This window comes from Mesorhizobium sp. AD1-1, from assembly GCF_020164655.1.
Lineage (GTDB): Bacteria > Pseudomonadota > Alphaproteobacteria > Rhizobiales > Rhizobiaceae > Mesorhizobium > Mesorhizobium ciceri.
On record NZ_JAIUGP010000012.1, the window covers coordinates 81,971 to 105,595 of the forward strand.

Annotated in this window: 32 protein-coding genes and 1 riboswitch; of the genes, 10 read left to right on the forward strand and 22 right to left on the reverse strand. The window is 62.0% G+C overall.

The features are described 5' to 3' along the window. Nucleotides 1-31: 31 nt before the first annotated feature. From LB519_RS21660 to LB519_RS21680, 5 genes are all read right to left on the reverse strand, one after another. Nucleotides 32-1,093 (reverse strand): ABC transporter substrate-binding protein, encoded by a 1,062-nt coding sequence (locus LB519_RS21660; protein ID WP_013530805.1) that lies wholly within the window; start codon nt 1,091-1,093, stop codon nt 32-34. Nucleotides 1,094-1,150: 57 nt separating this feature from the next. After that, on the reverse strand, nt 1,151-2,122 hold the full coding sequence (locus tag LB519_RS21665; protein WP_013530804.1) for a PfkB family carbohydrate kinase: 972 nt from the start codon (nt 2,120-2,122) through the stop codon (nt 1,151-1,153). Continuing rightward, nucleotides 2,119-3,159, reverse strand: coding sequence for an ADP-ribosylglycohydrolase family protein (locus LB519_RS21670; protein ID WP_224621148.1), 1,041 nt, complete (start codon nt 3,157-3,159; stop codon nt 2,119-2,121). Before LB519_RS21670 ends, LB519_RS21665 begins: the two co-directional genes overlap by 4 nt. 3 nt (nt 3,160-3,162) lie before the next feature. Then, complete coding sequence (locus tag LB519_RS21675) at nt 3,163-3,888, reverse strand: GntR family transcriptional regulator (protein WP_013530802.1); 726 nt, start codon at nt 3,886-3,888, stop codon at nt 3,163-3,165. A gap of 229 nt (nt 3,889-4,117) precedes the next feature. After that, a complete protein-coding gene (locus LB519_RS21680) occupies nt 4,118-4,387 on the reverse strand; it encodes a DUF982 domain-containing protein (protein ID WP_013530801.1) in 270 nt (89 codons plus the stop codon). A gap of 84 nt (nt 4,388-4,471) precedes the next feature. On the opposite strand from LB519_RS21680, the gene LB519_RS21685 reads away from it, so the two are divergent. After that, nucleotides 4,472-4,729, forward strand: coding sequence for a hypothetical protein (locus LB519_RS21685; RefSeq protein WP_013530800.1), 258 nt, complete (start codon nt 4,472-4,474; stop codon nt 4,727-4,729). Nucleotides 4,730-5,011: 282 nt separating this feature from the next. Here the strand turns inward: LB519_RS21685 and LB519_RS21690 are convergent, their stop codons facing one another. The 6 genes from LB519_RS21690 to LB519_RS21715 form a co-directional block, all read right to left on the reverse strand. Then, nucleotides 5,012-5,125, reverse strand: a complete 114-nt coding sequence (locus LB519_RS21690; protein ID WP_224621149.1) for a DUF3309 family protein — start codon at nt 5,123-5,125, stop codon at nt 5,012-5,014. A gap of 357 nt (nt 5,126-5,482) precedes the next feature. Beyond that, complete coding sequence (locus tag LB519_RS21695) at nt 5,483-6,178, reverse strand: methyltransferase family protein (RefSeq protein ID WP_013530799.1); 696 nt, start codon at nt 6,176-6,178, stop codon at nt 5,483-5,485. A 172-nt stretch (nt 6,179-6,350) separates the two neighbouring features. Further along, nucleotides 6,351-7,373, reverse strand: a complete 1,023-nt coding sequence (locus tag LB519_RS21700; protein WP_224621151.1) for an ABC transporter substrate-binding protein — start codon at nt 7,371-7,373, stop codon at nt 6,351-6,353. Continuing rightward, complete coding sequence (locus LB519_RS21705) at nt 7,366-8,133, reverse strand: ABC transporter ATP-binding protein (protein WP_224621153.1); 768 nt, start codon at nt 8,131-8,133, stop codon at nt 7,366-7,368. Before LB519_RS21705 ends, LB519_RS21700 begins: the two co-directional genes overlap by 8 nt. After that, nucleotides 8,130-8,891, reverse strand: coding sequence for an ABC transporter permease (locus tag LB519_RS21710; protein WP_224621222.1), 762 nt, complete (start codon nt 8,889-8,891; stop codon nt 8,130-8,132). The genes LB519_RS21705 and LB519_RS21710 overlap by 4 nt, the downstream gene beginning before the upstream one ends. A 92-nt stretch (nt 8,892-8,983) precedes the next feature. Then, nucleotides 8,984-9,592 carry a Ykof family thiamine-binding protein gene (locus LB519_RS21715; RefSeq protein WP_224621155.1) on the reverse strand — a complete coding sequence of 203 codons (609 nt, stop codon included), beginning with the start codon at nt 9,590-9,592 and terminating at the stop codon, nt 8,984-8,986. After that, a riboswitch (TPP riboswitch) is annotated at nt 9,583-9,696 on the reverse strand. It overlaps the preceding gene by 10 nt. A 183-nt stretch (nt 9,697-9,879) precedes the next feature. On the opposite strand from LB519_RS21715, the gene LB519_RS21720 reads away from it, so the two are divergent. Then, nucleotides 9,880-10,197: a hypothetical protein gene (locus LB519_RS21720; RefSeq protein ID WP_013530794.1), complete on the forward strand. Its 318-nt coding sequence runs from the start codon at nt 9,880-9,882 to the stop codon at nt 10,195-10,197. Between the two features lie 69 nt (nt 10,198-10,266). Here LB519_RS21720 and msrA read toward each other — a convergent pair whose 3' ends face one another. Continuing rightward, on the reverse strand, nt 10,267-10,785 hold the full coding sequence (msrA, locus tag LB519_RS21725; protein ID WP_013530793.1) for a peptide-methionine (S)-S-oxide reductase MsrA: 519 nt from the start codon (nt 10,783-10,785) through the stop codon (nt 10,267-10,269). An 81-nt stretch (nt 10,786-10,866) separates the two neighbouring features. Then, on the reverse strand, nt 10,867-12,414 hold the full coding sequence (locus LB519_RS21730) for a glycosyltransferase family 39 protein (protein ID WP_224621156.1): 1,548 nt from the start codon (nt 12,412-12,414) through the stop codon (nt 10,867-10,869). A 299-nt stretch (nt 12,415-12,713) separates the two neighbouring features. Between LB519_RS21730 and LB519_RS21735 the strand changes: the two genes are divergently transcribed. Next, nucleotides 12,714-13,421 carry a hypothetical protein gene (locus LB519_RS21735; protein ID WP_063172564.1) on the forward strand — a complete coding sequence of 236 codons (708 nt, stop codon included), beginning with the start codon at nt 12,714-12,716 and terminating at the stop codon, nt 13,419-13,421. Between the two features lie 85 nt (nt 13,422-13,506). On the opposite strand, the gene LB519_RS21740 is transcribed toward LB519_RS21735, so the two are convergent. The 6 genes from LB519_RS21740 to LB519_RS21765 form a co-directional block, all read right to left on the reverse strand. Next, a complete protein-coding gene (locus LB519_RS21740) occupies nt 13,507-13,821 on the reverse strand; it encodes a hypothetical protein (protein WP_013530790.1) in 315 nt (104 codons plus the stop codon). 363 nt (nt 13,822-14,184) lie between these two features. Next, on the reverse strand, nt 14,185-14,508 hold the full coding sequence (locus LB519_RS21745) for a hypothetical protein (protein ID WP_013530789.1): 324 nt from the start codon (nt 14,506-14,508) through the stop codon (nt 14,185-14,187). Continuing rightward, on the reverse strand, nt 14,508-14,693 hold the full coding sequence (locus tag LB519_RS21750) for a hypothetical protein (protein WP_013530788.1): 186 nt from the start codon (nt 14,691-14,693) through the stop codon (nt 14,508-14,510). The genes LB519_RS21745 and LB519_RS21750 overlap by 1 nt, the downstream gene beginning before the upstream one ends. Beyond that, nucleotides 14,678-14,911: a phage-related exported protein gene (locus tag LB519_RS21755; RefSeq protein ID WP_013530787.1), complete on the reverse strand. Its 234-nt coding sequence runs from the start codon at nt 14,909-14,911 to the stop codon at nt 14,678-14,680. The genes LB519_RS21750 and LB519_RS21755 overlap by 16 nt, the downstream gene beginning before the upstream one ends. Before the next feature lies 1 nt (nt 14,912). Continuing rightward, the gene (locus tag LB519_RS21760; RefSeq protein WP_063168557.1) at nt 14,913-15,128 is read right to left on the reverse strand and encodes a hypothetical protein; all 216 of its coding nucleotides are present in this window, start codon (nt 15,126-15,128) and stop codon (nt 14,913-14,915) included. Next, nucleotides 15,125-15,835: a glycoside hydrolase family 108 protein gene (locus LB519_RS21765; RefSeq protein ID WP_224621157.1), complete on the reverse strand. Its 711-nt coding sequence runs from the start codon at nt 15,833-15,835 to the stop codon at nt 15,125-15,127. Before LB519_RS21765 ends, LB519_RS21760 begins: the two co-directional genes overlap by 4 nt. Nucleotides 15,836-15,966: 131 nt before the next feature. Between LB519_RS21765 and LB519_RS21770 the strand changes: the two genes are divergently transcribed. Further along, a complete protein-coding gene (locus LB519_RS21770) occupies nt 15,967-16,281 on the forward strand; it encodes a hypothetical protein (protein ID WP_064993904.1) in 315 nt (104 codons plus the stop codon). Next, nucleotides 16,173-16,625, forward strand: coding sequence for a class I SAM-dependent methyltransferase (locus LB519_RS31445; protein WP_348629600.1), 453 nt, complete (start codon nt 16,173-16,175; stop codon nt 16,623-16,625). The genes LB519_RS21770 and LB519_RS31445 overlap by 109 nt, the downstream gene beginning before the upstream one ends. A 378-nt stretch (nt 16,626-17,003) precedes the next feature. On the opposite strand, the gene LB519_RS21780 is transcribed toward LB519_RS31445, so the two are convergent. Further along, nucleotides 17,004-18,050, reverse strand: coding sequence for an EpsG family protein (locus LB519_RS21780; protein WP_224621158.1), 1,047 nt, complete (start codon nt 18,048-18,050; stop codon nt 17,004-17,006). Between the two features lie 487 nt (nt 18,051-18,537). Then, nucleotides 18,538-20,544 carry a hypothetical protein gene (locus LB519_RS21785; RefSeq protein ID WP_064993907.1) on the reverse strand — a complete coding sequence of 669 codons (2,007 nt, stop codon included), beginning with the start codon at nt 20,542-20,544 and terminating at the stop codon, nt 18,538-18,540. A 281-nt stretch (nt 20,545-20,825) separates the two neighbouring features. On the opposite strand from LB519_RS21785, the gene LB519_RS21790 reads away from it, so the two are divergent. Next, on the forward strand, nt 20,826-21,131 hold the full coding sequence (locus LB519_RS21790; protein WP_013530780.1) for a hypothetical protein: 306 nt from the start codon (nt 20,826-20,828) through the stop codon (nt 21,129-21,131). A gap of 52 nt (nt 21,132-21,183) precedes the next feature. On the opposite strand, the gene LB519_RS21795 is transcribed toward LB519_RS21790, so the two are convergent. Then, entirely contained in the window at nt 21,184-21,612 is a 429-nt protein-coding gene (locus tag LB519_RS21795; protein ID WP_063168563.1) for a DoxX family protein, read from the reverse strand. A gap of 199 nt (nt 21,613-21,811) precedes the next feature. On the opposite strand from LB519_RS21795, the gene LB519_RS21800 reads away from it, so the two are divergent. The 4 genes from LB519_RS21800 (at nt 21,812) to LB519_RS21815 (ending at nt 23,621) form a co-directional block, all read left to right on the forward strand. Then, complete coding sequence (locus tag LB519_RS21800) at nt 21,812-22,003, forward strand: hypothetical protein (RefSeq protein WP_224621159.1); 192 nt, start codon at nt 21,812-21,814, stop codon at nt 22,001-22,003. A gap of 492 nt (nt 22,004-22,495) precedes the next feature. Next, nucleotides 22,496-22,675, forward strand: coding sequence for a DUF3606 domain-containing protein (locus LB519_RS21805; protein WP_013530777.1), 180 nt, complete (start codon nt 22,496-22,498; stop codon nt 22,673-22,675). A 171-nt stretch (nt 22,676-22,846) separates the two neighbouring features. Then, entirely contained in the window at nt 22,847-23,290 is a 444-nt protein-coding gene (locus LB519_RS21810) for a GFA family protein (protein WP_224621160.1), read from the forward strand. A gap of 94 nt (nt 23,291-23,384) precedes the next feature. Further along, complete coding sequence (locus LB519_RS21815) at nt 23,385-23,621, forward strand: DUF982 domain-containing protein (protein WP_013530775.1); 237 nt, start codon at nt 23,385-23,387, stop codon at nt 23,619-23,621. Nucleotides 23,622-23,625: the final 4 nt, after the last annotated feature.

A 23,625-nucleotide genomic window follows, 5' to 3' on the forward strand; every position in this document is an offset into this window, starting at 1 on the left:
CGCGAACCGCCAGCTGGCCGGGATGTTGGCTCTATTTCACGTCGACCTTCAACTGCTGCCACAGCGCCAGATAGGCTTCGCGCTGGGCATCGGTGATCGGCGCCTGGAACTGGATGCGTTTGGCCACCTCGGGGTCGCCCATGACCTTGCGGTTGAAGGCATCCTCGGGCAGCGCTTCCACCGCCTTGGTGTTGGCGGAGACAGGAGCACCGACCTTGGTGACCCATTCGACGTAGAATTTCGGGTCGATCATGTAGTTGATGAAAGCCTCGGCGCCGGCGACGTTCTTGGCGCCGACCGGAATGGAAAACGCGTCGAGCCAGGCGACGGCACCCTCCTGCGGCACGACCAGAGAGACCGGCAATTTGAAATGCGTCTTGGCGCGATCGGCCGAGCCGCTCCAGTAGGTGCCGATGTCGATCTGGTTGGAGGCGACCATCTGGTTCCAGTCGTTCTCCGAACTCCAGAAGGTCTTGATCTGCGGCATCAGCGAGGTGAGCTTCGCCTTGACCGCATCCATATCCTTGATGTCGTTGATGTTCTGGCCCGTTGCGATGGCGCCGAACTGCACCGCTTCGACGGCATCGTCGCGAATGACGACGCGGCCCTTGTGGGCGGCATCCCACATCTCGGCGATGCTCGTCGGCGGCTTGTCGAAGGATTTGTCGTTGATGGCGAGCGCGGTGAGGCCCCACACCCACGGCACGCCATAGACCTTGCCGTCATGGACGAGCATCGGCGATCCCGCCTTGTCCTTGCTGATGTCGGCGTAGTTCGGCAATTTGGAGACGTCGATCGGCTGGATCAGTTTGCCGTCCATCGCCTGGTCGTTGAAGGCGGCATTGATCATGACCACGTCGTAGAGACCGGGATTGGTCCGGATCTTGGTCAGCATTTCCTGTTCGGAATTGAAGAAGTCGTTGACGACCTTGTTGCCGGTCGCTTTTTCGAAAGCCTCCACCGCCCATGGTTCGTCGGCGCCGTATCCCTTCCAGTTGAGCACATGCACTTCGTCAGCCTTGGCAGCGAACGCGAGTGCGGAGGTAAAGACGGCGGTCGCCGTCAGCAGAGCAGTCAAGTCAGGCATGCGCATGGTTGGTTCCTCTCTGTGGGTTTGCCCGGTTCCCGGGCTTGTCAGGCTTTACAGCTGTTATGCATTGGCCTTCTGTGTCCGGCCTGCTCCCGACGGATCGGCGGCATGGCTCAGGAATGTCTGGATTTGGTGGTCGGTCGGCGCCGACGAGCCGCCATGGCGGGTGACCGATATGGCCGCTGCCGCATTGGCATAGCGCGCTGCCTCGAAGGGCGGGATGCCGCGCGCCAGCGCGCTGACGAAAGCACCGATATGGGTGTCGCCAGCGCCATTGGTGTCGATGGCGGTGACCTTGAAGCCGGCAACGGTCTGCGCCGTGCCGTCGGCCAACCTGATATGGCAACCCTTTGCCCCGGAGCGGATGACCACGCCCGCTGCTTTCGGGCAGTGGTCGCCCAGCAGCCGTACCGCGAGGCCCTCGACATCGCCTGGGCCGGCAATCTCGGCGGCTTCCGTCGTGTTGCAGCTCAGCCATGTGGTGCGGGCAAGCACCCGCGACAGGATGGGACGCGGAATGTCTGTGATGACCGGCGTCGGGTCGAAGACGAAGGGAATACCTGTCGGCAGCGCCTCGATCCAATCAGTGAGCGCATCGCGACTCTTGGGGTAGCTCAGCGTGTAGCCGGAGGTGAACACCCAGTCACCCGGTGCCACCGCGACCGGCGCCATCATGTCGAGGCTGAGAACGCTCTCCGCACCAGGCCACGACACGAAGGTGCGTTCGGCGTCGCTCGAAATCATGGCGACGCAGTTGCCGCTGTCCATCACGGGCGATGGCGGCGTCAGTGTCTCGATACCCTCGGCTATGAACGCAGCGCGCAGGAAATCGCCATTGGGCCCGCTGCCGAGTTGGCCGCCGAACACCACCTGCATGCCGGTGCGGCTGGCCGCCACCATCATGTTGAAGCCGCCGCCGGCGACCTGGGCAAAGCTCGATGCCGTCTTTTCCATGCCGGGCGCCGGCAGGGCGTCGATGCGGTAGACATAGTCGACCACGGCACTGCCGACATGGACGAGACGGCCGCTCATTCCGCCGCGTCCTTGCCGGAACCGATTTTCGCCATCCTTGCTGCCACGAGATCGGCGGCGAGCGCGCGAACCTCCGACATGTCGAGGCCGACAAGCCGGGCGATATGCTGTTGCGGCAATCGGGAAAAACCGCTGCAGGCGCCGGCCATGCCGGCAGCGATGGCGCCGATCGTATCGGTGTCGCCGCCGAGATTGGCGCTGATGACGGCTGCTTGCCATGGGTCGCCACGCGCGACTTCCAGCACGGCGAAGGCCGCCGGAACGGATTCCTGGCTGGCGACGCCGGTGCCAACCAGATCGGTGATCAGCCGGATCGCATCCCTGATCGCCTTGCCGTGCACGATGTCTTGCGCCCAGACGATGCGCGCGGCGATGTCGCCGCCGGTCACCCAATGTCCGAGTGTCGCCCCTCGCCTCGCCGCCGCGACCGCGCTGGCGGAAGCGTCGCGCCAGCCACCGCCGGCGACGCCGCGGCTGACGGCTGCCGCAACGGCAGCGGCGGAGGCGATGGCAATCGAGGTGTTGTGCGTGGCCCGGCAGGTCTCAGCCACCTTGCCGACGAACCCTTCCAACGGTTCGAGCGGCATCATGATGCCGACCGGCGCGATACGCATCGCCGCACCATTGGTGTCGCCGCTGCGTCCCGCTTCCTCAGCCGGCACACCATTGTTGATGGCGTCGATGGCGCGTTTGGTCGATGGCCCCAAAAGGTCATAGCTGCCACGCGCCTTCACCTCGCGTTCCCAGTCGAGCAGCGCATTGACCCAGCGCGCATGGTCGAAACGGTCGCCGGATTCGACCAGGATGCGGCCGAGCAGCAACGCCTGCTCGGTATCGTCGGTGATGGTGCCAGCGGCCAGTCCCTTCGACACCGGATGATCCGGGAAAGGCTCGATGAAATCCTCGACACGGCCGTAGAGTTCGGCAATGCGAACCGGCGACAGAAGCTGCGTCGGCATGCCGAGCGCATCGCCCAGCGCTCCGCCGACAAGCGCCCCCATGGCGCGATCAATGGCCTTGCTGGTTGCATCCGACATCGCTCAGAACCTCATATGCAGCGCAAAATGCGCCGGATTGAGCAGGCTGGTGACGTACTCGATCGGCCGGTCGTCGGCGGCGCGCGTCAGCCGGCGGCCACGCAGGAAAGGCGTGCCTTGCGGGCAGCCGAGGATGGCCGCATCCTCGGCATTGAGCATCTCGATCTCGACCCATTCCTCGCCATGGTCGGGAATGAGGCCGGCGACGCGCAGCGTCTGGTGCAGCGAGCCCTCGCGCAATCCGCGCAACGGTACGTCCTCGAGCTCGGAGGACAATGGCAACCGGCTGCGCTCGATGGAGATCGCATGGCCGTCGCTGGCGTTGGTGCGCACCCGGTCGACGGCGATGAAGAACGGGCTTTCGATGCCAAGCAGCGCAGCCAGATCGGGGTCTTCGATGACCTCCAGCCGCAGCGTCCGCGTCTCGGCATTGGCGCCGGCATCGGCCAGCGCGCGCGACCAGCCGATCGAGTCGTCGACCGGCTTGCCGTCGAAGGTGACGAACGAGCCGATACCAACCTTGGTCGTGATCAGCCCGCGGCTGGACAGTTCCTCGAGGCCTTTGCGGACCGTATTGCGGCTAACGGAGAAGCGCTGGACGAGTTCGTTCTCGCTTTGAAGGCGGTCGCCGAAACCGAGGACGCCGGAACGGATCTCATGTTCGAGGACGGTGGCGATCTGCTCGGGCTTGCCCGTGCCGGGAGACAGTTGAACCGCGCGCCGCTTCATAAGGGTACCTGTTCAATGAACCTGTATAATCCTGTTCAATACCGAGGCCCGGATGCTATGTCAACAGATGCCGAAGACTGACCAACAGGCAGCGAAATGTGCGGGATAACCGTGCAGGGCGTGCCGAGAGGCAGGTCAATAGCCCTGAAAAGCCGGTCGGCGATCGCCAAAAAGGGGCATACATCAAGGGGATGGAGCCAGATCCTGATTCAATTTCACCAGGGGCAGGCTACGGGATCGACACCTCACGCGGTTCGACGAGGATGTCCGCCTCGATAGCGGCGTTGATGAACGCCGCTCTTGCCGCCGAGACTTCTTTCTTTCCCTCGAGCACGGCCAGACAGGCCTTGCGGGCAACCATATGCTTTTGCCCGGTCGCAACCGGCCAGCGGTTCAGCAGGATGTCGGCAGCCTGAGCGACCCGCTCCACGTTGAAGATCGAGTTTCGCGATCGGCCGAGCGCAATCCTGACCGGCTCATCGAAACGCTGATCTTGCACGATGCCACTCCCCAAAGTCGGCATTCATCGATTCGCGGCCTTCAACCCCGAGCAATGTGATAGGTTCTGCGCCAAAGGTGCAAGATGTCCGATTCCAGTGGCCAGAAAAATCCCAGGCTGATCGTCGTGGTCGCGTTCGATCGCGGTGAGGATGGCGAGTTGTTCCCAGCCTTTGGACCCGCCGACCAGCAGAGCGAGGATCGCGCCATACGCACCGCCAGGGCTCTGACGGCAAAGCATTCCGGCGTCATCGCCTGGAGCCGTGAGGCCGATCCGACGCTGGGCGAATATGGTCCGCCGAACACGCTCTTCGTCAGCGGTGACGTGCCTGACATGGAGTAGTCGACTGGCGCCAGCATCTGAACGCCTCGCCCATAGGGTTTGATGCGAGCCGGTTTTGCCTCGCCAGCAAGCAAAAGCCCGCTACGGTGAACCGGAGCGGGCCTTGGAGGAGGACAAGGGGTGGGACCCTCTCCTCTTGTTTCCACGGGGGGGTGTGGACCGCAATGACCATACGAAAGTTTTGCAGAGTGCAGGATCACAAGCCGGCTTGCCTGCATCACAATCCGGTGCACGCCGACATTGGGGCGCTCACGAGATTGCGATCAGTTGGCGATAACCCGGCTAGATGCGCCCGAGCACGACAAGCACGATGACGATGAGCAGCACGAGCCCAAGGCCGCCGCCGCCATAGGGTTGAACGTCGCAGCTGCGATGTTCAAAAGACGAGCGCTCCAAAGGCCTACCGTTCCGCGATTGTGGCGGGCATCGCGCGGAAGAAGTCACGCCAGCAACAGAAACGGCCATCCAGGTGACGGCAACCAGGATTTAATTCCGGCACGCCTGTGGACCGCAGAAAGCCCACCAGCGTGGCGGGCTTTCCGATCGGCCGGAGATGGCGAGAAGCCGATTGCAGAAGCAATTACGCGAGGTAGTGAGTTTCAGCTTCACAGAGAGAATACTGAAATTGAAGTGTGGTATATATATCTCAAAATTTCTGAAATAATAAAGTTGTAACATTAGTTTGCACAAACAATGCGCAGGTCTATTGACGATCAACGTTGCCAGTGTGGTTGCTGCGCGCCGGGGCGCTTGTCAAACGACGCCGTAGAACAGCCTGTAGTGGACGCGCTTCATATAGTCCCGGTACTCCGGCGTGGCGGCCAGCAGCGCCTCTTCGCGCAGGATGCGGTGCACCTGGAAGAAGGTGATCACCGCGTAGACGGCTAGATTGTAGAAGGAAAAGGCCGATAGCAGGAACAGGACATGGCCGGCAAGATAGCCGGCATAGATCGGATGCCGCACCAGACGGTAGGCACCGCCTGTCATCACGCCGCGATTGCCCGGCAGAATGGCGAAAGAACGCCCCAGCGATATCTTTCCCCAGATCACGAACCCCAACGCCAGGGCCTGCAGCGGCGCCGCAACATGGACCGGGATGATCGCCACGCCCGGCTCCAGGTCGATGAAACCGACACCGAAGCTGGCGATCACGGAGACAACCACCGTGAGCGGGTTCCAGTCGCGAACCTTCGGCCGACGCGACAGAAGCAGCCAGGTAAAGGTCAGGATCTCGGAAATCGCCACCAGCGCCACATTGATGCGCGTCGGGTCGAGCATCAGGTGATACACGCCGCGGTAGACGAACATGCCCGCGAAGGCCAGCGCGCAGATCCGAAAGAAACCTTCGCGCAAATCCACCAGGATCTCACGCTTTCGGGCTGCGGACAGAATCGTGCCGTCACTGACGTGCGAAAGCGCCTCGCTTTTTGATATGAGCAATGCAGACACCCCAATGATCCCTCAGGGCGACCTTTGCACGCAACCATTGCCGGGCAGTTAATCAACAAGATCAGATCGGTCTTAAACTGGCTGTCGGGGAGCCAGGGCGCCGCTTCCAGACGACCTGCTCCACGCGGTCGCCCAGAAAGACTGGCGACCCATGTCATTTGGTTTTGCCAGACTAGCTCAGATAGTCGTTGCGGAAATAGCTCCCGAAATCCGGGCGTCGAGCAACCAGCTTGCCGTCGGAATCGCGCAGAATGCCGGAGGCGAAGAGATAGTCGCCAATCGCTTCCATCTTGGCCGGATCCATCGTCCCGATGGCCCCGCTTTGGCTGCGTAGATAATGGCCGTCGATCAATGCCTTCAGCGAGGCGTGGATCAGCGCCGGATTGGTCAAGGCATCCTTGTTTGCAGCGATCAGCAGGGTTGCCGCATCGTCGGGGTGGTCGACAGCGAACTGGTAGCCGCGTCGCGTCGCCTGAACGAAGTCGGCCGCAGGCTTGGGATTGGCCTGGAGATAGGCTTCGCTCGAAGAGATCAGCGTCGTGTGCTCGTCAGGCACGCCATAATCGGCATAGACGAAGCTGCGCTGCTTGACGCCCCTGAGCTCGGCTTCGACACCCTCCCAGGTCGAGACTTCGAGCGTGAAATCGACCGACCCATTGGCCAGCGCCTCATAGGCTGAGGTGCCGAGCGTCACCGTCTCGAAATCGCCCTTGCCGCCGTCGTGGCGGATGATGGTCGATATCAGCGCGTTTTCCCAGGCACTGCCGAAGCCGCCATAGATCAAGCCGTCGAGGCTTCTTGGGCTTTTGATCTCGTTGCGTGCCGCATTGAAGACCACGCGGCCTGTTTCGGACTGCACCACCGCATAGACGCCCTTCAGATCCGCCCCGGCGGTTCTCTGGGTGAACAGGCTGATGGTGCCGTTGATGCCGAAATCGGCGACGCGGTTTGCGACCAGCGTGCCAGCACCGGTATCGCTGTAGGGCAGGATGTCGACCTCGAGTCCGGCCTCGCGATAAAACCCTTTGTCGCGGGCAACGAACAGTCCGATGTGGTTGGTGTTGACCGTCCAGTCGAGGGCGACGGTGACCTTTTGTGCCGCCGATTGTGCTCGAGCCCGACGCGTTCCGGCAATCAAGGGAAGGCCGGTGGCAAGGGTCAGCAACAAGGCCTGCCGGCGCGTCAAGTCAGTCATGATCGTGTCCTTTGGATGGATTGGGGTTGAGGATGATGTCGAGGATTTCGGCCTCGAGCGCGCTTGCCTGGCGCGCGGCATCGCCGCCAAGGCTGCGCGGGCGCGGCAACGGCACCCTGATTTCACGCACGATGCGGGCCGGGCGCGCCGACAGCACATAGATGCGGTCGGACAGGAACACGGCTTCGCGCACGTCATGGGTGATCAAGAGCGCCGTCCAGCGATGATGCCGCCACATCTGTTCGAGCCAGCGCTGCATGGCGGTGCGGGTCAGCGCATCGAGCGCGCCGAAAGGCTCGTCGAGCAGGAGCATGTCGCGCTTCTGCACCACGGTGCGCAGCAAGGCCGCGCGCTGGCGCATGCCGCCGGACAGCTGCGCGGGAAAATGCCGCTCGAAGCCGGCAAGCCCGAATTCGGCAAACAACGGCGCAACGCGCGCCCGCGCCGCCTGTCTCCTCATACCTTGCACTTCGAGCCCGAGCGTCGTGTTGTCGAGGATGCGCCGCCATGGCATCAGCGCGTCGCGCTGCGGCATGAAGGCGAAGTGCCTGCCGTGGTCGTCGAGCCGCGCGCCGTCGAACAACATCTCGCCCTCGCCATGCTCGGCGCCGGTCAGAAGCTGGAACAGCGTCGACTTGCCGGCACCCGAGGGTCCAAGGATCGAGACGAACTCACCAGCGCCGACGCTGAGCGAAATATCGGCCAGCACGTCGAGGCCACCGAACGCCTTGTGCACATGCCGCAGTTCGAGCCGGCTCATCGCCAGGCCCCCTTCCCGGCAGTTTCCCTGCCGGCTCGCTCCCAGGGCATGGCAAGACGCTGCAGCAACACGGTCAACCCGAACAGGACAAGGGTCAGCGCCGCGCTGACACCGACGGCGGCAAGAACCAGATCAGGACGGAAATTGTTTTTGGCGTTGAGCATGTAGATGCCCAGTCCCTTTGCGGCACCGGCATACTCGGCGAAGATGGCGCCGACCACCGCATAGGTGATGGAGATCCTCAACCCGGCAAAGAAGTAAGGCAGCGCCGAAGGCAGCCGCGCGAGCAGGAAGATGCGCCAGCGCCCTGCCCCCATGGCGCGCAGCATTTGCCCGATCTCGGCCTCGGTCGCCTCATAGCCTTCGACCAATGCGACCAGCATCGGAAAGAAGGTGACCAGCGCCACCAGCATGATCTTGGGCGCCAGCCCGAAGCCGAACCACAGCACCACCAGCGGCGCGATCGCCACCAGCGGCAAGGTCTGGCTGACGATGAAGACGGGAAACAACGCACGCCGCAGCGGCTGGAAGAAGTCGACCAGCATCGACAGCACGAAGGCTGCGCTGAGCGAACAGGCAAAGCCAAGAAGCGTGGCACGGATGGTCGGAACGGCATTGTCGGCCAGCGCCTCGCGATTGAGCATCGCTTGCTCGAAGACGCGTGACGGCGCCGGCAGTATCGTGGCCCTGATGCCGGAATAGGTGGCATAAAGCTCCCACGCCAGCAGGAGCAAACCGGCCGAGATCATGGCCGGCATTGCCTTGACGAGAAAGCTCGCGATCGGGCGCGAAGCGACTGATGATGAGACCACGGGAGATAACCTTTGACGGCCGCGAGAGCGGCGCGGCTTCAGACGGCCGACGGGCTGTTGGCCGAGACCGTGACGTCGAGGGTTACGTGGCCAGCGCCTGGTCCGAAACGGCAGAAAGCCTCGTCCAGCGCCGAAAAGATCGCACCGGCATCACCGCGCAGTTTCGTGCAGAAATGTTTGGAGCGCTCATAGACGCCGGACTGCTTGAGAAAGTCTATGCAGCCGTAGATCTCGTCCATGTGGTCGTCTGTGCCCATCACATAGAGCGAGAACTGCGCCGCCGCAGGCTGGCCGGTGGCAGCAGCATTGCGCACCGCCTCGATGGCCGCGTCCTTGCGCGGGCCGAGTGGACCGACGGGCCCGCCAAACGCATCGGAGCGGCAGATCGGATCGTCCGGCTCGCCAGGGCAGCCGCGCGAGATGGTGGCCGACAACACGCAATGTTTGCCGCTGCGTGCCGCCGCCACGAAGAGGTCGCGCATGGCAGGAAACAGCACTTCGGGCGGCCCGACCAGCAAGGTCGAGATGTCGTCGGTCTCGATCCTGAGTTTGTCGCGCCAGGGATCGAGCGCACCGAGCGCGCCAAGGATGACACCGACGAAATCGTCGGTCATGGGATATAGGGAAATCTGTGCGCCTGAAAACATCGCCCGCCTCGCTCCGCTGGTATTACCCAGATCAGCTTCTAGGGTCTGTGGGCTTGCCGCCCCCGTCTCAGCCCCGACCGTACGGAGCACCCCTGTGGATGTGCGCCTTAAAGCATCATTCGAGTTGAAGGAAAAGCCGTTTTTTTATCGCACTGCGCCAAAAGCATTGCGCCAGGGCGGGAGCGGCTGGCTCTGCCGGCGCGAGAATTTATCGGGAACCTTCACCAGGCCGCGAGGTTGTCCCACCAGTCGCTACGCGACGAGTTCACAGACAATGGAGACAAACCATGTTCATGAAAATCCTCGCAGCTTCGGCGCTCACCATTGGCCTGGCGACATCGGCCATGGCGCAGAGCAATGGCACAAGCGGCACCGACGGATCCGGCGGCAGCGGCAAGTCGGTCACCGTCGACCCAAATACGCCGGCTTCGCCGAACACGGTAGACCCCGGCACGACCAACAGTACGACGGTAGCACCGGGCGCCACGAATTCAAACGCGGATGAAAATTGCCCTGCCCATCCGCAGGGCGCACAGCCCGATGCCAGTGGTACGTCGCCGGGCACCACCGCGCCGACAGTTAACGACAACCATTGCGGCAAGTAGGAATTGCAATGAAAAGAAGCCGCGGAGCGAGCGCTCCGCGGCTTCTCAAATCCTGTCGTATCAGTGAAACTACGGCACCGCTTTTTCCCGAACCGGCAGCTTCCACCCCGGCCTGACGAAGTGGCAGGTGTATCCGTTGGGATATTTCTCCAGATAGTCCTGATGCTCGGGCTCGGCTTCCCAGAAGGGGCCAACGGGTGCGACTTCGGTGACGACCTTGCCCGGCCACAGGCCCGAGGCATCGACATCGGCGATCGTGTCCTCGGCGATGCGCTTCTGTTCGTCGCTGGTGTAATAGATCGCCGAGCGATAACTCGTCCCGACATCGTTGCCCTGGCGGTTGCGGGTCGTCGGATCGTGGATCTGGAAGAAGCGTTCCAGCAGCGTGCGATAGCTTATGATGGCCGGATCGAAATTGATCTCGATGGCTTCGGCATGGCTGCCGTGGTTGCGGTAGGTGGCGTTGGGCACGTCGCCGCCGCTGTAGCCGACACGGGTGGAAATGACGCCGGGATAGCGCCGTATCAAATCCTGCATACCCCAGAAGCAGCCACCGGCAAGGACTGCGCGTTCGGTCGAAGTCGCCATATCACGTCTCCTCAAGGCAAGTTTGTCTGGACATAGATGGGCATTGTCACCTGCTTCGTCCAGCGGACCGGCGGATCTGCTTCAGTTGCTCGGTCGGGCGAGGCCGTCGATAGCACCCGGCAACTGCCGCGCGCCAGGCGGAATGGCGGCGAAGCTGATCGCCACCGGCGGCGCCTTGAGCGACCAGTCGAAAAGAACGGTTTTGACCGGGATGTCGCCCACCCACGCCTGCAGATAAGATGGCACATCGCGCCCGGGCCAGACCAGCAATATGCCATGCTCGCGCAGCCGCTCCTTGGTGATCCAGGGGGCGTACTGCATGTTCAGTTCGGTGAAGATCGAGGGCTTGTCATAGGCATTGAGGCCCGCCAGCGGCGCAATAAGGGCATGGCCGCCGACGATGTCGAGCCGATCGGGCGTCGCAGCGTGCCAGACAGCCTCTGCCTCATCCGAGATCTTTTGCGCCGGCCAGCAGACGGCGTCCATGCGCCCACGCAGATTGCATTTCGTCCAGCGGATGCCCGCATAGGCACCGGATATGCCGACAATGGAGATGAGCGCGCAGATCGCCAGCTTTCGCATCTCGATGGCGCCGAGGCGATGGCCCAGCAAGGCGAGCGCCACAACGCCAGCAAGATTGTACATCGGCGCGCCCCAGGCCTCGCCGGCGCCGGTGAACAGGGACGCCACCATCACGAGGATCGCCGGGCCAACCCCCATCCACAAGAGATAGACCAGCGTGCCGCGCCCGACGGGCTTTTGCGGCGCGGGCGAGCGCCGCAGCAGCCCTGACATCGCCAGCACCAGAAGAAAGCCGCAGAACCCAGCCATCTGGACGCCGATATAATAAAAGCGGGAGCGATGGGCCACCACCCACTGATCGCGCCAGGCGGCATAGGTCAGCGGCAGGAAATCGACGCGGCAGAGTTCGGCGGCCAGTGGAGCGGCGACAGCGCCGAAAACCGCGAGCCCGAGCCATGGCCAGGGCGTGGCGAGCCGACTGCGTGCGCGTGTGTCCGACAGCAGCCAGATCGCCCCGAAAAGCAATAATAGGCCGGTGGAAAGCTTGGCATAGAGCCCGACGCCCGACACCAGCCCGAGCGCCAGCCACCAGCCCGGCCCACCACCACGGCCCGCACGCCACAACAGCCAGCAGATAGCGGCCCAGAAGGGCATCTGCGCGTAGTCATGATTGAACTGTGGGGTCGGCCAGCCGAAGAAATAGAGCGACGGCATCAGAAGCACGGCGGCCAGCGCGCGGGTTCGCCCGAGCATGTCGCGGGCCAGCAGATAGACTAGCACGAAAGTGGCCGAGATCGTTAGCTGAGCCACGAGATATTGCGGCCAGCGGAACGATCCGGTCAGAAGATGGCTGATCTCGAGCAGCCAGCCGGGAAGCTGTGGATGCTTGTAGGTCAACAGCACCCATTCGCGGCCCCACATGAAGCCTTCGACGACATCGTTGGGCGGTGACACGTCGACAAGCGCGGGCGCCACGGTCCAGCACAGGATCTGTGTCAGGCACAAAAGCGCTAGGCCGGCTTCTGGATAGCGCGTCAGCCCCTGCCAGATCGACGACTGCCGCCAGTCGCCTGGAACAGAACTGCCGACCGGCAGCCAACCGTTCATGGGTTCGTCGATTCGCGTCATGCGGTGGATAAATCACACCGGACGGTTTTTGGAACAGCCCAGAACTCGAAGCTTACGAAAATGTATACTTGGGTGACCATGGCAAAACCAAGATTGAGGCAGAGTTTCGCGCCACCATGCCGCCTCTCTCATCATCACATGCCAGCAGGACAACAATGGAACACGCCGTCCCGGAGCGCCCTGAACATGCCGGGCACGGCGCATCGGGCGTGATCGCGGCAGGCGTCGCCTACGCCTGACCGGTTCCCGTCCCCAAAAAAGCATCCAGGATTTGATAAATGCGCCACCACCATGCCGTCATCCACTACCGTGCGCTCGATTTCTGGATGGCCCGTGCGGCCGTTCTCGTCATCATCTGCCTGCAGCTTCTGGTCATCAACAATCTCTCATTCGGGCCGCGCTGGCTAGCGCCCGCGCTGGAGGCCGCTCTGCTGCTGCCCTTGTCGGTGGCCACCGCCTGGACACAGGCCGCCACCCGCAAGGCGGTCGAGGACCACGAGTGGCATGCGATCGGCCAGTTTCGGGTCATGATCCGCAGAACAGCCCTGACCATGACCGCCATCATCAGCATCATGAACTGCGGTTCGCTGGTCCTGCTGGTGCGTGCCTTGCTGGAGGGCCATGCCGGCAACAGCGGCACGACGCTGCTGATCGACGCACTCAACATCTGGGTCACCAACGTCATCGTCTTTGCCTTGTGGTTCTGGAGCACCGACCGCGGCGGCCCGCCGACCTGCGGCCTCGTCAAGCTTGCGCAGGCCGATTTCCTGTTCGCGCAGATGACGTTGAACGACCGTGACCTCCGAGATTGGCTGCCCGGTTTCGTCGATTATTTCTTCCTCGCCTTCACCAATGCGACAGCGTTTTCGCCCACCGATACCTTGCCCCTTTCCCAGCGCGCCAAGCTGCTGATGATGGCCGAGGCCATGATCTCGCTGCTGACCATCGCGCTGGTCGCGGCACGCGCGGTCAACATCCTCGCTTGATCGGCCCGACACGCGAAATAGCCCGCCCGGCGCACCGGAACGGGCTATTTTGGGTTGCCTTCGACAGTTGAAATGCATCGCCGGCCTAGTGGCGCTTGCCCAGCCTGTAGCTGTTGCCGCCCAGCAGGTTCACGCCGAGCCCGCTCAGAACGCCACCGACGATGCCGGTCTTGTTGCCGTTTAGAATGCCTGAGACGACATTGCCGCTCAGGATGTTGTTGCCGCTGAGCACGTCGTTCAGCGCGGTGATCTTGCCAAGGTCGATGGACGGCGAAACATTGATCAGGCTGCTCGAATTGCCTCCCCAGCCGCCCGAACCTCCGCACCCACAACCTGCCTCGGCGGCTCCAACGGACGATGCAACTGCAACAGCGGCGAAAATAACAGTGAACTTGTTCATGAAAGCTACTCCCGTTTGATGATGGAGATGGCTTCCGTCTTCTGTGGTCTACCTCTTGCTTAACAATATATGAACACTTCATCCGCTCAAGTCTTTATCTAGTTTCGGTGCTTCAATCAAAAATTAACAATAATCATTATGCATAACCGACATGATTAACTTGCTTATCACAACGGACAATGACGAGACCGGTCAACTCGAATGCCGCTCAGCAATGGCCGATCGGAAATGCAAAAAAGCCCGCCCCGGCGTGAGCCGAAGCGGGCAGCGGTCGGTCCTGGAAATGAGAGCCACGCCGCGCCAGGTCCACCTGTCTCGGTAATTCCGTCAGGCAGCAGCCAACAGACGACGCGGTGCCAACAGCTACTCCTCCACCCCCGGTTTGAATCTCCGCACCACAAACTCGAACAGCACGTCCGAAATCCACATCGCACAGACGCCGATCAGGAAGGCGGCCGCCAGTGTGGTGGTGTCGTCGGCGGGATCGGGCATCGGCAGGCCGGCGATCCTGGCGTAGGAGACCGCCGGCAGCGTCAGATAAGCCGCCGCAAGCGCGCCGCAGATCGGCGAGGCCACCATTTCGCGCAGCTTGTAGCGATGCCGCGACAGCGCGCGCAGAACGCCGCCGGCGAGACCCGCCGCCACGACCGGTCCCTTGATGCCGAGCAGGTCGAAAAGATCGTTCATCATGGCCTCCAGCCGCAAAGTTTCTGGCCCTTTTCGTTGTGAGCCAGGATCGCCGCCACCGACGCGTCGGAAAGGGCCGCCGCCTCTGCCCTTGTCGGTCGGATGGGATGCCCGGCCGCGCAGAACGATCCGCCTGATGTGGTGCAGCCGGCCAGCAGGAGCGAGAGCGCTATGATTTTGACCATCTGGCCAGCCTCCCTCTGTTGTCGTCCGGCGCCCGGCCGGCGACGGCATCGTCGATCTCCTGGGCTTCGGTGCGCGCCGCGGCGTCGGCGGCATCCTGCCTGGCCTTCTGGTTGGCCTTGCCCTTGGCGTAGGCCGTCCAGACACCGGCGAGCGCGGCGCCCATTGCCAGAAGATACGGCCAGGCCTGGCCAAGCAGCGCGAAAGCGAGTGTTCCCATCTCATGTCTCCTTGGCCGGCGCGACCATGCCGCGCGGCCCGTCACGCACCGCGTTGATGATGATCTTGGCAAGGGCAATGGCGCCGCTGATCTGAAGGGCGGTGCGGTCGCTCACGCCGAGCAGCGTCCAGTCAAAGCCGGCGAGCGCGCCGCCGCAGATGATGGCGATCAGCGTGTTGAGGAGATTGTGCAGCGCATTGGTGTTGAACCATGTCATCGAAACAGGCTTCCGAAAAAATCGGCGATCTGATGCCGGACGGCCGCGAGCGCTCCGGCCATGAGAACGAGGAGGCCGGCCACGGCAGCCGTCTTGCCGCCGGGCGTCGGCTGCTCGAGACGAACCGACGGCGCCCCATTGGCCGATGTTTCGACCCTGGGCGGCGCCGCCGCGGTCACCGGTGCGGCGGGGCGCTGCGCCGACATCAGCAGGGCCTGAACCCGCACCGACCTGACCCGATCCGACCAGCCGCGCCCGAATGTTGCCCATGTCGGCAACCGCTTCAGGAACGCCAGCCGCGCATCGCAAAGTGCATCGATGGTCACACCGGCCGGCTTTGCCTTGGCCGCCGCGACGGTGACCGGTCCGATCCGGCCGTCCTGCGCAACGCCGACGGCCGCCTGCAGATATTTGGCCGCCCGGCCAGGCCCGCTGTTGACGGCGAAATCGAATACCGCGTGATCGACGCCATCGGGCAACTCGGCGCCGAGCACAGCGTCCCAGTAGAAGCGGCGATAAACGGTGGCGACCTGCGCGTCGCTGATCGCGCGCAGATCCGCCTTTGTCGCGCCCGCCTTCACATAGCGGCGGAAGCTGGCAAGCGTCACGCCCTTCATGGTGGCGCCGCCAGGATCAGCCGGATTGTCCGACCACCCGCCTTCCGATTTGAGAACAAGCGCAAGCGCCCGCGCGAAGTTGCGGTCCATGGTGTTTCCTTTCCGCCCTTCCGGGCAGTTGTTCAGTTTCGGCTTTCGATTTGGTTGGTGTTGTCCGGCTTGATCGCCTTGCCGCGAATCGGTTGGCGGCTGTAAAACGGTCATGCTTCAGGGGTGCTGGGATGAGAAACTACGTCGGCGCGGTCCAACGTTTTGCCTTCGAGCGTCTAGCGTCAGCGATAGATCGACGATGGAACAACGACCCGCTTGGCTCTCGCATCCGAGCTTCCAAGAAAGAATACTTGCGGCTTTTCGAGATAGCGCGGCGAGTAGAGTATCCGGAGATTGACCGGCTGGAGGCCGACACCGGCTTTGCCATCGACCGCGAATGGCTCGACAATCCGGCCCTGCATACGCAGATCACCATCAAGAAGAGCACCTTGGCTTACCCCACGGCCGAGTGCTCTACAGCATTTTACGACGCAGCTTACGAGTAACCCACGACCGTTCACCACCATTGTCGAGACCGGCACAGCGCGGTTTCTCATCACTCTGCATGGCAAAGGCTTTGGACGACGCTGGCGCTGCCGGCCACGTCATCACTCTGGACGTGCTGTCGCATAACCATCGGTTCTACTGGAACTGCATCGATGATCACGACGGGCGCAAGTCGCGCGCGGAACTCCTCCAACCGTGGCAATCCTTGTCAGATCGGATCGTGTTCCTTCAGGGCGATCCCCTTGTCCAATTGCCGAAAGTCGGAGTGAACAGAATCCATTTCGCCTTCATCGACGCGCAGCACACAACGAAAAATGTCTTACTCGAATCGGGCGGTTTCTGAGCTGCAACAAGCGGGAGACGTGATCGTTTTCGACGACGTCACACCAGGGCAGTTTGACGGCGTCGTGAAAGCGATTGAGCAGATCGAGACAAATGGGCAATATGGTATGCGTCGGCTCGTGGCATCAGACACACGGGCTTATGCTTGGGGCAAAAGACGCCGATGAGCCTCGTCTTCTTCGCTTCCGGCGCAAATTAGGCCGGCAGCTCTTTGCGAATAGCGCTGCGATAGATGGCAACGATCACTTCTAGCACGTATTAAACGCCCGCGGCCGGGACTATCTGCCGCTCCAACCTCCCGAACCAGATGCCATTCGGTGATCGAGGAAAATCCAAAGCAGGTGGCGGGCGTGAACCACAAGCAAGCCGTAGAAATGAGTCACGTTCCTAGCAAGCGACTGGACGAGTGAGTTTCAGCTCGCGAATTGGTGTGCCGATAAAGACGGCGCGGAGCAATTAGGCGAGCATACAGCGTCACGAGCACCACCGGAAGCAAAAGCATCGGCATCATGGCGACCCGATTGTAGTAGGGCAGACCGCTCGCCAACATATATATAACGGTCATGAGGATACAGAATTTTCCTAAGCGTTCGTCCGACTTCTTTGCGGCATTCCTGATCAGAAATACGCATGCTACGCATTGAATTAGAGAGTAGGCAAAAAATAGAACCTTGAACCCAACCTGATAGCTCAAAAACATATCAGTTGAGTACTTGCTATATATTCCTGCACTCGACAAAATAGGAGTTATTATTATATTAGATAACCATGATACAGAATTTGTAATGTATCCGGCGAAAATAATTGCAACCACGCCAACGATCAGCTTTTCTGAACGTGGAACGAAATCCGCCAAGACATATACCGAAACAAACAGAGCAGCGCTATAGTGACTACCTATTGCCAATATGCCAAATAAAATCGCCCAGTACCTCTTGCCGCCGTTCAACGCGAGAAAGAATACCAGAATGAAGATGAGCGAAAAGCCCTGCCGCAACGTGTTTTGACCCAACTGTTCGAACCATGGCAGCATGATCAGGCAGAGAGTCGACATGACACCAAGGATAAGACTATCGCTTTGCCTGACCGAGTAAAAATAGTAGGCTGAGATCATGATCATGCTGTTGGCTAGCATGCTATCAGAGATCGAAAATCCCAGATTGGCATAAATCCAATGCATGGCTATGAACACAGGCTCATGCGCTACAGCCGTCATATAGACTAAGAAAGTTGCCCTTGTCGCATATGCGAAATCTCTCGAGTAGGCGACGATATCACCTTCCAAAGCATACGAGGCATAGTTCGCGTAATCTGTTTTAGAAGCCGCGAAGAAGAGCACCGGGGCCAGAAAGAGCAAGGTTGGCAACCAGGGTCGGCGAAAAGGCCGCATTCGAATGCCTCTTTGATTCTCAACAAGACGTGCCATATAGATTCGTTATTGTCATGTGAAATGCAAAGTGCTGACACTCGCCAAGTAAAACTGACGACAAGGGCCACGCGGCCGCGGTAGGTATGGCTCTTGTTCGCGGTGATCGCGAAATGCGCCACCGCCCTAATCGGCGGTCTCGATCCGACAGATTGCTTGCATCAAGCCTTGCTTGTGCCAGCGGAATTTGAATTTACAGTCACAACATCACCGGAGTCCAGATATGCTCCAGCGGAGCTTGCAGGGGCGCCGCCATAGGCCTTCGCCCCGCCGTATAGATGCCGTTCTGCGCCTTGTCGGCCCAGCTCTTGACTAGGACGCGGTCACCCACGTTCGCCACCACTCGCTCGATGGCCTGAAGACCGTAGAGCACAATGTTGGCGGTCCTCGCCAGGCAGGCGCCCGAACGCTTGGGCCTGCCGATCAGCCGGCTGATGACATCAGTGGCGATTGTGATGGCGCAGCGGCGTCGAACCTCTCCGCAAAATCAAACCTCCTGAATCCGCACAACGGCGTTCCAGCCATAGGTCTTTGCCGCGACGCCGGTAACGGTCACCTCAATTCCGGAAGCCCCCACGGCGACGGAGGCGTCGAGTGAAGCGGCGTCAGTCGCATATTCGCCGATCACCGTTTTGGTGATCGCACCTTCGACCGCCAGGGTTCCGCCTGTGTTGCGGATCACACCGGCGAACACATAGCCGGCGCTGGTCGACGCTGAACCATCCGTGCGGCGGGCAGCGACATCGGCGGTGAACTTCGCGCCTTGCCCGGGCCTGATCGGAACAAAGCTGTTTCCGGCTTCGAAGACCATAAGAACGGGCGTTGCGTCCGGCGTCGATTTATAGCCCTTGAAAAGATCGCCGCCCCGGTTTCCTTCAATCAGCGCAATGTGCGATCCGTCATCGGTTGGCTTTCCCGTCGCCGTGCCGGAGTAGATGTTGCCCCGCACCTCGACGTTTGGCGAGGATCCGCTGATTTTCACATCGTTGACGACACTGCCGGTCGTCGCCTTGAAAAGGCCACCCGTCGCCCTCTGCCGTTCGCCCGATAGTGTCGACAAGGCGACATAGGACGATCGCGCATCCGCGATGCCTGCATGGGTTTGCGACATGTCGCCGTTCAATCGAACGCCGATGGACGCCGCTGCGCCGCCCATGTCGACAAGCGTGTCGGCCGACACAATGGTTTCATCCGCCGCGCTGAAGACGCCGTAGGCATCGGCCTGGGTAAACCCAAAGATGCGGCCGGCGCCAATCCTGACGCCACGCGAGATCTGTTGCCCGGCCGGGGTTTCGATATAGATCCCCTGATGCGTCGCCTGGATGTCGAACGACAGCAGGCGAAGATCTTCGATATGATGACCGGTGCCGGCGCGAATGCCTTGCTGCACGCCTTCCGTCACCAGGCTGCGCACCTCGATATCCTTGGCCCCTCGCAGCACCAGACCATAAAGGCCATCCCTGGACTTGGCACTGATGCGAAGGCGTTTGTACTTCAACACTGATCCGGCGGGCGCTGCGTTGCGGGTGAAGGCGACGGCCGCGCCAAGCTGGACGCTGCCCAGCTGCGTCCAGTCGATATCCACCTCGATATCGCTCACTGGCCAGTCGTCATCGCTCTCCGCATCGAAGCCGTTCAAATAGGCGCTCACGCGAGCACGACGGACAAAGACGTGACTTGTGCCGGAAACCTCGTCGTTGATGGTAACGATGTTGCGCGCCGTGTCGCCCCTGGCGTCGTCGATGTAGACCCAGTTGGAATCGGCAATGCGGTAGTGATCGCCTTGCGTACCGGTGAGCGTGCTATGCTCGATCATGACGCCTGAAATGCCGCTGATGTTGAAGACGCCAAAGCCGTTCGGAGCCGCGACATGATTCCAGGCGCCGTTGACCTTTGGAGCGATGATGCGGTTGTCGCCCTTCAGGTTGAATAGGTGCGTGACGTCCTCGGTGCGCTGTAGAAGCGCCTTGTCGTCAAACTCGACCGTCAGCCCCTGCGGAATGTCGATATTGCCGGCAAGCGAAAATGCGCCAGCCGGGATGATCAGCCTGCCCTGCCCGGCGGCAGCAATGGCGTTGACGATCGCGGTCCTGTTGTCGCCGGCTGCCGTGTCGGCGCCCGCCGCGCGAATGTTGATCTCCTTCGACCTCGGTGCGTTGATGATGTCGAAGCCGGCTCTCGCTCCGCCTTGCAGCGTGATCGCCAGACCGCCCCCGCCAGCCAACGTGGTGCCGTTCTTCTTGTAGAGAGCCTGACCGTCGCCGACTTGCGAATAGCCGGCAGTCCTGACGTAATGGGGCGCAACCGCCGGCGAGTATGCCTCCGCCGTCGCCTTGGTCGCGAATTGCGGATCGAGCACGGTTGTCATGGCGCCCGTCGCTACGTCCGCAGCGGCCTGGGCCTGGTCGATGATGCCTTGCGCGGCTGCCTGGATATCCCCGACTGTGTCGTCGGACTGGTAGAACGACAGCACAATGTCGTCGGTGCCGATCACAGGGTTCAGCGTCTGGAAGGCGAAGCTGCACTCACCCCGTCAACCACTTTCTGAGAAAAAATTCCTAGTCTGGTCGAAACTCCCGCGCTGAGCGACGCTGGCAAAGCGCGTAAAACCCTGCTGTGGGGATGTTTCGATCGGCAGCCTCGGCAACCTGGAGGTCAAGGCGCTGTGGCGCGAATATGGCGAACGGCTGACGCAGGAATAGGCGTTCGCCCGCAGCCTTTCTGGAGCGGAAATGCCGCTCGTGCGTTTCAACCCCAGCCACGGGAGCAATCGCCATGAATGTCGCCAACCTGCAACTCGAAGGCCTGTTGATGGCCGTCGCCTCGATCAATCGTCTCCTGGTTCAAAAGGGGGTGCTGACGGCGGAGGAAATCGACCTGGCCCTGCGCAAGACCGAGGCCGGCGAAACCAACGAGGAACGATCCGAAGGTATGTCCGCATCCAGCCGCGACGCCGTCAACTTTCCGATCCGGCTGCTGGAACTCGCCAACCAGTGCCAGCCGGAGGCGGAGCTGCCGTCCTTCTCCAAGCTGGCCCGCATGGTCGGCAAGATTAAGGAACCCTACAACGACCAACTGTGAGCGGTGCCGGGCCCGGCGCGCGTCCTTCGCGCGGGGGCCGACCGGCCTCGCCTCAAGCCCTGCCCGGCCATCCCAAATTGAGCGAAAGCACCTTGCCCGGTCCATGCACCGCCGCAAACAGCAGTCCGGCCAGGAACGAAAAATGGTCGATGAAGAAGCCGAACTCGGCCTGGTTGCCGGCCCAGTGGCTGGGTCCGTGGAAGGCAAGGGCCAGGAACAGCACATAGGCGGCGGCGACAAGGGCCGCCTGCGTGAAGAAGGCGCCGGTCAGGAAGCACAGCACCAGCGCGACTTCCAGGATCGCCGCGCACCAGGCCAGGAACAGCGGAAACGGAAAGCCGGCGGCGGCGATATAGCCGGCGGTGGCCGCCATGCCCATGAATTTGAACGTCACCGCCATCAGGAAGACGCCGGCGAAAATCAGCCGGGCGATGAGAAGGGCCGCGGTCTGCCACGGCGATTGAGTGATTTGCGACGACATGCTCGTTCTCCAGCTTTGCAGGTTGCTCGCCCCTAGGACGCGCGACTGGCGCCAGATCCGACACGCCAGGCCAATTTTTCTCGACAGGGCGCTTGCCGCGGGTCGAAGCAGGCTTCGAAGCCTCACACCGACGGCAAGGAGCGATCTTCGGTTTGCCGGCCGACGGTATAGCGTTGCTCGCTCAAAGGGGGAAACGGACATGGCCAAGGCATTGGCCATCGGCGCACCGCGGCATCCGGCGATGAGCACCGCCTACGAACAGGAATGCAGGGATATGCTGGCTCCGCATCTGGACGCCCTGCTCCGCAAGGTCGAGGCTGCCGGCTGGGACCGCGGGCAGGCCGCCTCGGCGCTCATGTATCTCGCCGCGATGCGGCTGAAGCCGGCCTGACGACACGCCGGCCCGAACGGCTTTCCGGCGCATCTCGCGATTGAAACTTGTTGGTAATCACGAATGTGATATTGTTAGCCGGGGCTAATGCAGCGGTGTGCCGGTGCAGCAATTTTGGGTGGGCTGAAATTTGCGAACAAGCGTCAGGTTTGGGGCGATACCTCGTGGCGTGGGGTCGGCGACGCTGGAATGCAGCGGCTGCGGCGGCGCTGGCCAGGTCTTCCAATGTCCGCGCTGGACGAGTTCCAACGGCCATTGTTGCCCTGCCGGCACCCACCGGCGCGGCTGCCCCGGCCTCAGCGCGGCATGCTCCGAATGTGACGGCGACCACGCTGCCGACGCCGACCCGATGCGGCCATCGGCCTGATACAGGCCGGTTGCAGCCTGGCCGTGTCGCCTGGTGGAACCGGCGGCGCCGATCTGTGTTATGTCGTGTTGATCGCGGGCGCCGAAGGTTGCGCGTTTCCCCGACAACAGAAAGCGAGGCCTGAGATGGCTGACGACAAGTCGAAGACGAAACAGGACCGCAAGCAGGTCTCGGGCGAAGAGCCCTACGAGGTTGCCGCCTTTGCCCGCAAATACGGCATTCCGCCAAGCGAGGCACAGACCATCATCAAGCGCTACGGACCCTCGCGCAAGAAGCTCGACGCCCATATGGCGGCCCGCGGCTAGCCGAAACCATTTCGCCTGGGCGGCGTTGAAGACGCTGCGGGCCGCGTCAACCGGGCCTGGTGGTACGGTGAACAGGATGTCTTTTTCCCGGTTTCTCATCCTGGCCAACGAAACGGCAGACGAGCATCTGTCCCACCCGGCCCGCAGCGCCACGCATTGAGGGAGGTTGTCATGTCCGACACCATACGCAGGACCGGCAGCTGCCTGTGCGGCGGCGTGCAGTTCGAGGTTCACGGCGCGCCGCTGCGCGTCGGCCTGTGCCATTGCAAGGATTGCCGCAAGGCCGGCGGTTCGGTCTATTCGGCCTTTGCCATCTGGCCGCGCCAGGCCTTCGAGACCACCGGCCTCGTCAGCTCCTATGGCACGCGCAGCTTTTGCCCGACATGCGGCGGCCGCGTCGCCTGGGTCGACGACAACGAGGCCGAGGTGGCAATCGGCAGCCTCGACATCGCGCCGACCGATCTCGTGCCCGAATATGAATTGTGGACCTCCAGGCGCGAGACCTGGCTGCACGCTTTGCCAGGCGCCGAACAGTTCGAGCATGACCGCCCAGCCACGTACAACGCCGAAGCGCCGACGCCGAGATCGCTGTCGGACATCGACGCAGAGATTTGATCTCCGGGCAAGGGAACCCTGCCCTGTCGCCGACGTTACCGGTCGCCTCTCACGCATGTCGCCCGGCGACTTGCGGCAATCATGGAGACGACCGTTGAACGACAAGATGTTTCCCCGCCCCATCAGGCTGAAATTCGCGCCTGAGCGCGAGCGCATCGTCCGCAGCGCCTGGGAAGGCCTGGAATGCCTCGGCGACTGGCCGGCTGGTCAGGGACGGCGCTACCGGGCGGCGTTGCGCAGCTGCCGCGATGCGCTGGATGGCTGGACGCCGCCGGAAAAAGCGATGCGGGCGGTGATCGACGCCGCGCGCGAAGCAAAACTCCTGCAGTAGTTGG

What these genes read in the sequence shown, in the direction of transcription:
- LB519_RS21660 (WP_013530805.1), bottom strand. Translation starts at nt 1,093, where the DNA reads ATGCGCATGCCTGACTTGACTGCTCTGCTGACGGCGACCGCCGTCTTT.
- LB519_RS21665 (WP_013530804.1), bottom strand. Translation starts at nt 2,122, where the DNA reads ATGAGCGGCCGTCTCGTCCATGTCGGCAGTGCCGTGGTCGACTATGTC.
- LB519_RS21670 (WP_224621148.1), bottom strand. Translation starts at nt 3,159, where the DNA reads ATGTCGGATGCAACCAGCAAGGCCATTGATCGCGCCATGGGGGCGCTT.
- LB519_RS21675 (WP_013530802.1), bottom strand. Translation starts at nt 3,888, where the DNA reads ATGAAGCGGCGCGCGGTTCAACTGTCTCCCGGCACGGGCAAGCCCGAG.
- LB519_RS21685 (WP_013530800.1), top strand. Translation starts at nt 4,472, where the DNA reads ATGTCCGATTCCAGTGGCCAGAAAAATCCCAGGCTGATCGTCGTGGTC.
- LB519_RS21700 (WP_224621151.1), bottom strand. Translation starts at nt 7,373, where the DNA reads ATGACTGACTTGACGCGCCGGCAGGCCTTGTTGCTGACCCTTGCCACC.
- LB519_RS21705 (WP_224621153.1), bottom strand. Translation starts at nt 8,133, where the DNA reads ATGAGCCGGCTCGAACTGCGGCATGTGCACAAGGCGTTCGGTGGCCTC.
- LB519_RS21710 (WP_224621222.1), bottom strand. Translation starts at nt 8,891, where the DNA reads ATGCCGGCCATGATCTCGGCCGGTTTGCTCCTGCTGGCGTGGGAGCTT.
- LB519_RS21715 (WP_224621155.1), bottom strand. Translation starts at nt 9,592, where the DNA reads ATGTTTTCAGGCGCACAGATTTCCCTATATCCCATGACCGACGATTTC.
- LB519_RS21720 (WP_013530794.1), top strand. Translation starts at nt 9,880, where the DNA reads ATGTTCATGAAAATCCTCGCAGCTTCGGCGCTCACCATTGGCCTGGCG.
- msrA (WP_013530793.1), bottom strand. Translation starts at nt 10,785, where the DNA reads ATGGCGACTTCGACCGAACGCGCAGTCCTTGCCGGTGGCTGCTTCTGG.
- LB519_RS21730 (WP_224621156.1), bottom strand. Translation starts at nt 12,414, where the DNA reads ATGAACGGTTGGCTGCCGGTCGGCAGTTCTGTTCCAGGCGACTGGCGG.
- LB519_RS21735 (WP_063172564.1), top strand. Translation starts at nt 12,714, where the DNA reads ATGCGCCACCACCATGCCGTCATCCACTACCGTGCGCTCGATTTCTGG.
- LB519_RS21740 (WP_013530790.1), bottom strand. Translation starts at nt 13,821, where the DNA reads ATGAACAAGTTCACTGTTATTTTCGCCGCTGTTGCAGTTGCATCGTCC.
- LB519_RS21745 (WP_013530789.1), bottom strand. Translation starts at nt 14,508, where the DNA reads ATGAACGATCTTTTCGACCTGCTCGGCATCAAGGGACCGGTCGTGGCG.
- LB519_RS21750 (WP_013530788.1), bottom strand. Translation starts at nt 14,693, where the DNA reads ATGGTCAAAATCATAGCGCTCTCGCTCCTGCTGGCCGGCTGCACCACA.
- LB519_RS21755 (WP_013530787.1), bottom strand. Translation starts at nt 14,911, where the DNA reads ATGGGAACACTCGCTTTCGCGCTGCTTGGCCAGGCCTGGCCGTATCTT.
- LB519_RS21760 (WP_063168557.1), bottom strand. Translation starts at nt 15,128, where the DNA reads ATGACATGGTTCAACACCAATGCGCTGCACAATCTCCTCAACACGCTG.
- LB519_RS21765 (WP_224621157.1), bottom strand. Translation starts at nt 15,835, where the DNA reads ATGGACCGCAACTTCGCGCGGGCGCTTGCGCTTGTTCTCAAATCGGAA.
- LB519_RS21770 (WP_064993904.1), top strand. Translation starts at nt 15,967, where the DNA reads ATGAGAAACTACGTCGGCGCGGTCCAACGTTTTGCCTTCGAGCGTCTA.
- LB519_RS31445 (WP_348629600.1), top strand. Translation starts at nt 16,173, where the DNA reads ATGGCTCGACAATCCGGCCCTGCATACGCAGATCACCATCAAGAAGAG.
- LB519_RS21780 (WP_224621158.1), bottom strand. Translation starts at nt 18,050, where the DNA reads ATGGCACGTCTTGTTGAGAATCAAAGAGGCATTCGAATGCGGCCTTTT.
- LB519_RS21790 (WP_013530780.1), top strand. Translation starts at nt 20,826, where the DNA reads ATGAATGTCGCCAACCTGCAACTCGAAGGCCTGTTGATGGCCGTCGCC.
- LB519_RS21795 (WP_063168563.1), bottom strand. Translation starts at nt 21,612, where the DNA reads ATGTCGTCGCAAATCACTCAATCGCCGTGGCAGACCGCGGCCCTTCTC.
- LB519_RS21800 (WP_224621159.1), top strand. Translation starts at nt 21,812, where the DNA reads ATGGCCAAGGCATTGGCCATCGGCGCACCGCGGCATCCGGCGATGAGC.
- LB519_RS21805 (WP_013530777.1), top strand. Translation starts at nt 22,496, where the DNA reads ATGGCTGACGACAAGTCGAAGACGAAACAGGACCGCAAGCAGGTCTCG.
- LB519_RS21810 (WP_224621160.1), top strand. Translation starts at nt 22,847, where the DNA reads ATGTCCGACACCATACGCAGGACCGGCAGCTGCCTGTGCGGCGGCGTG.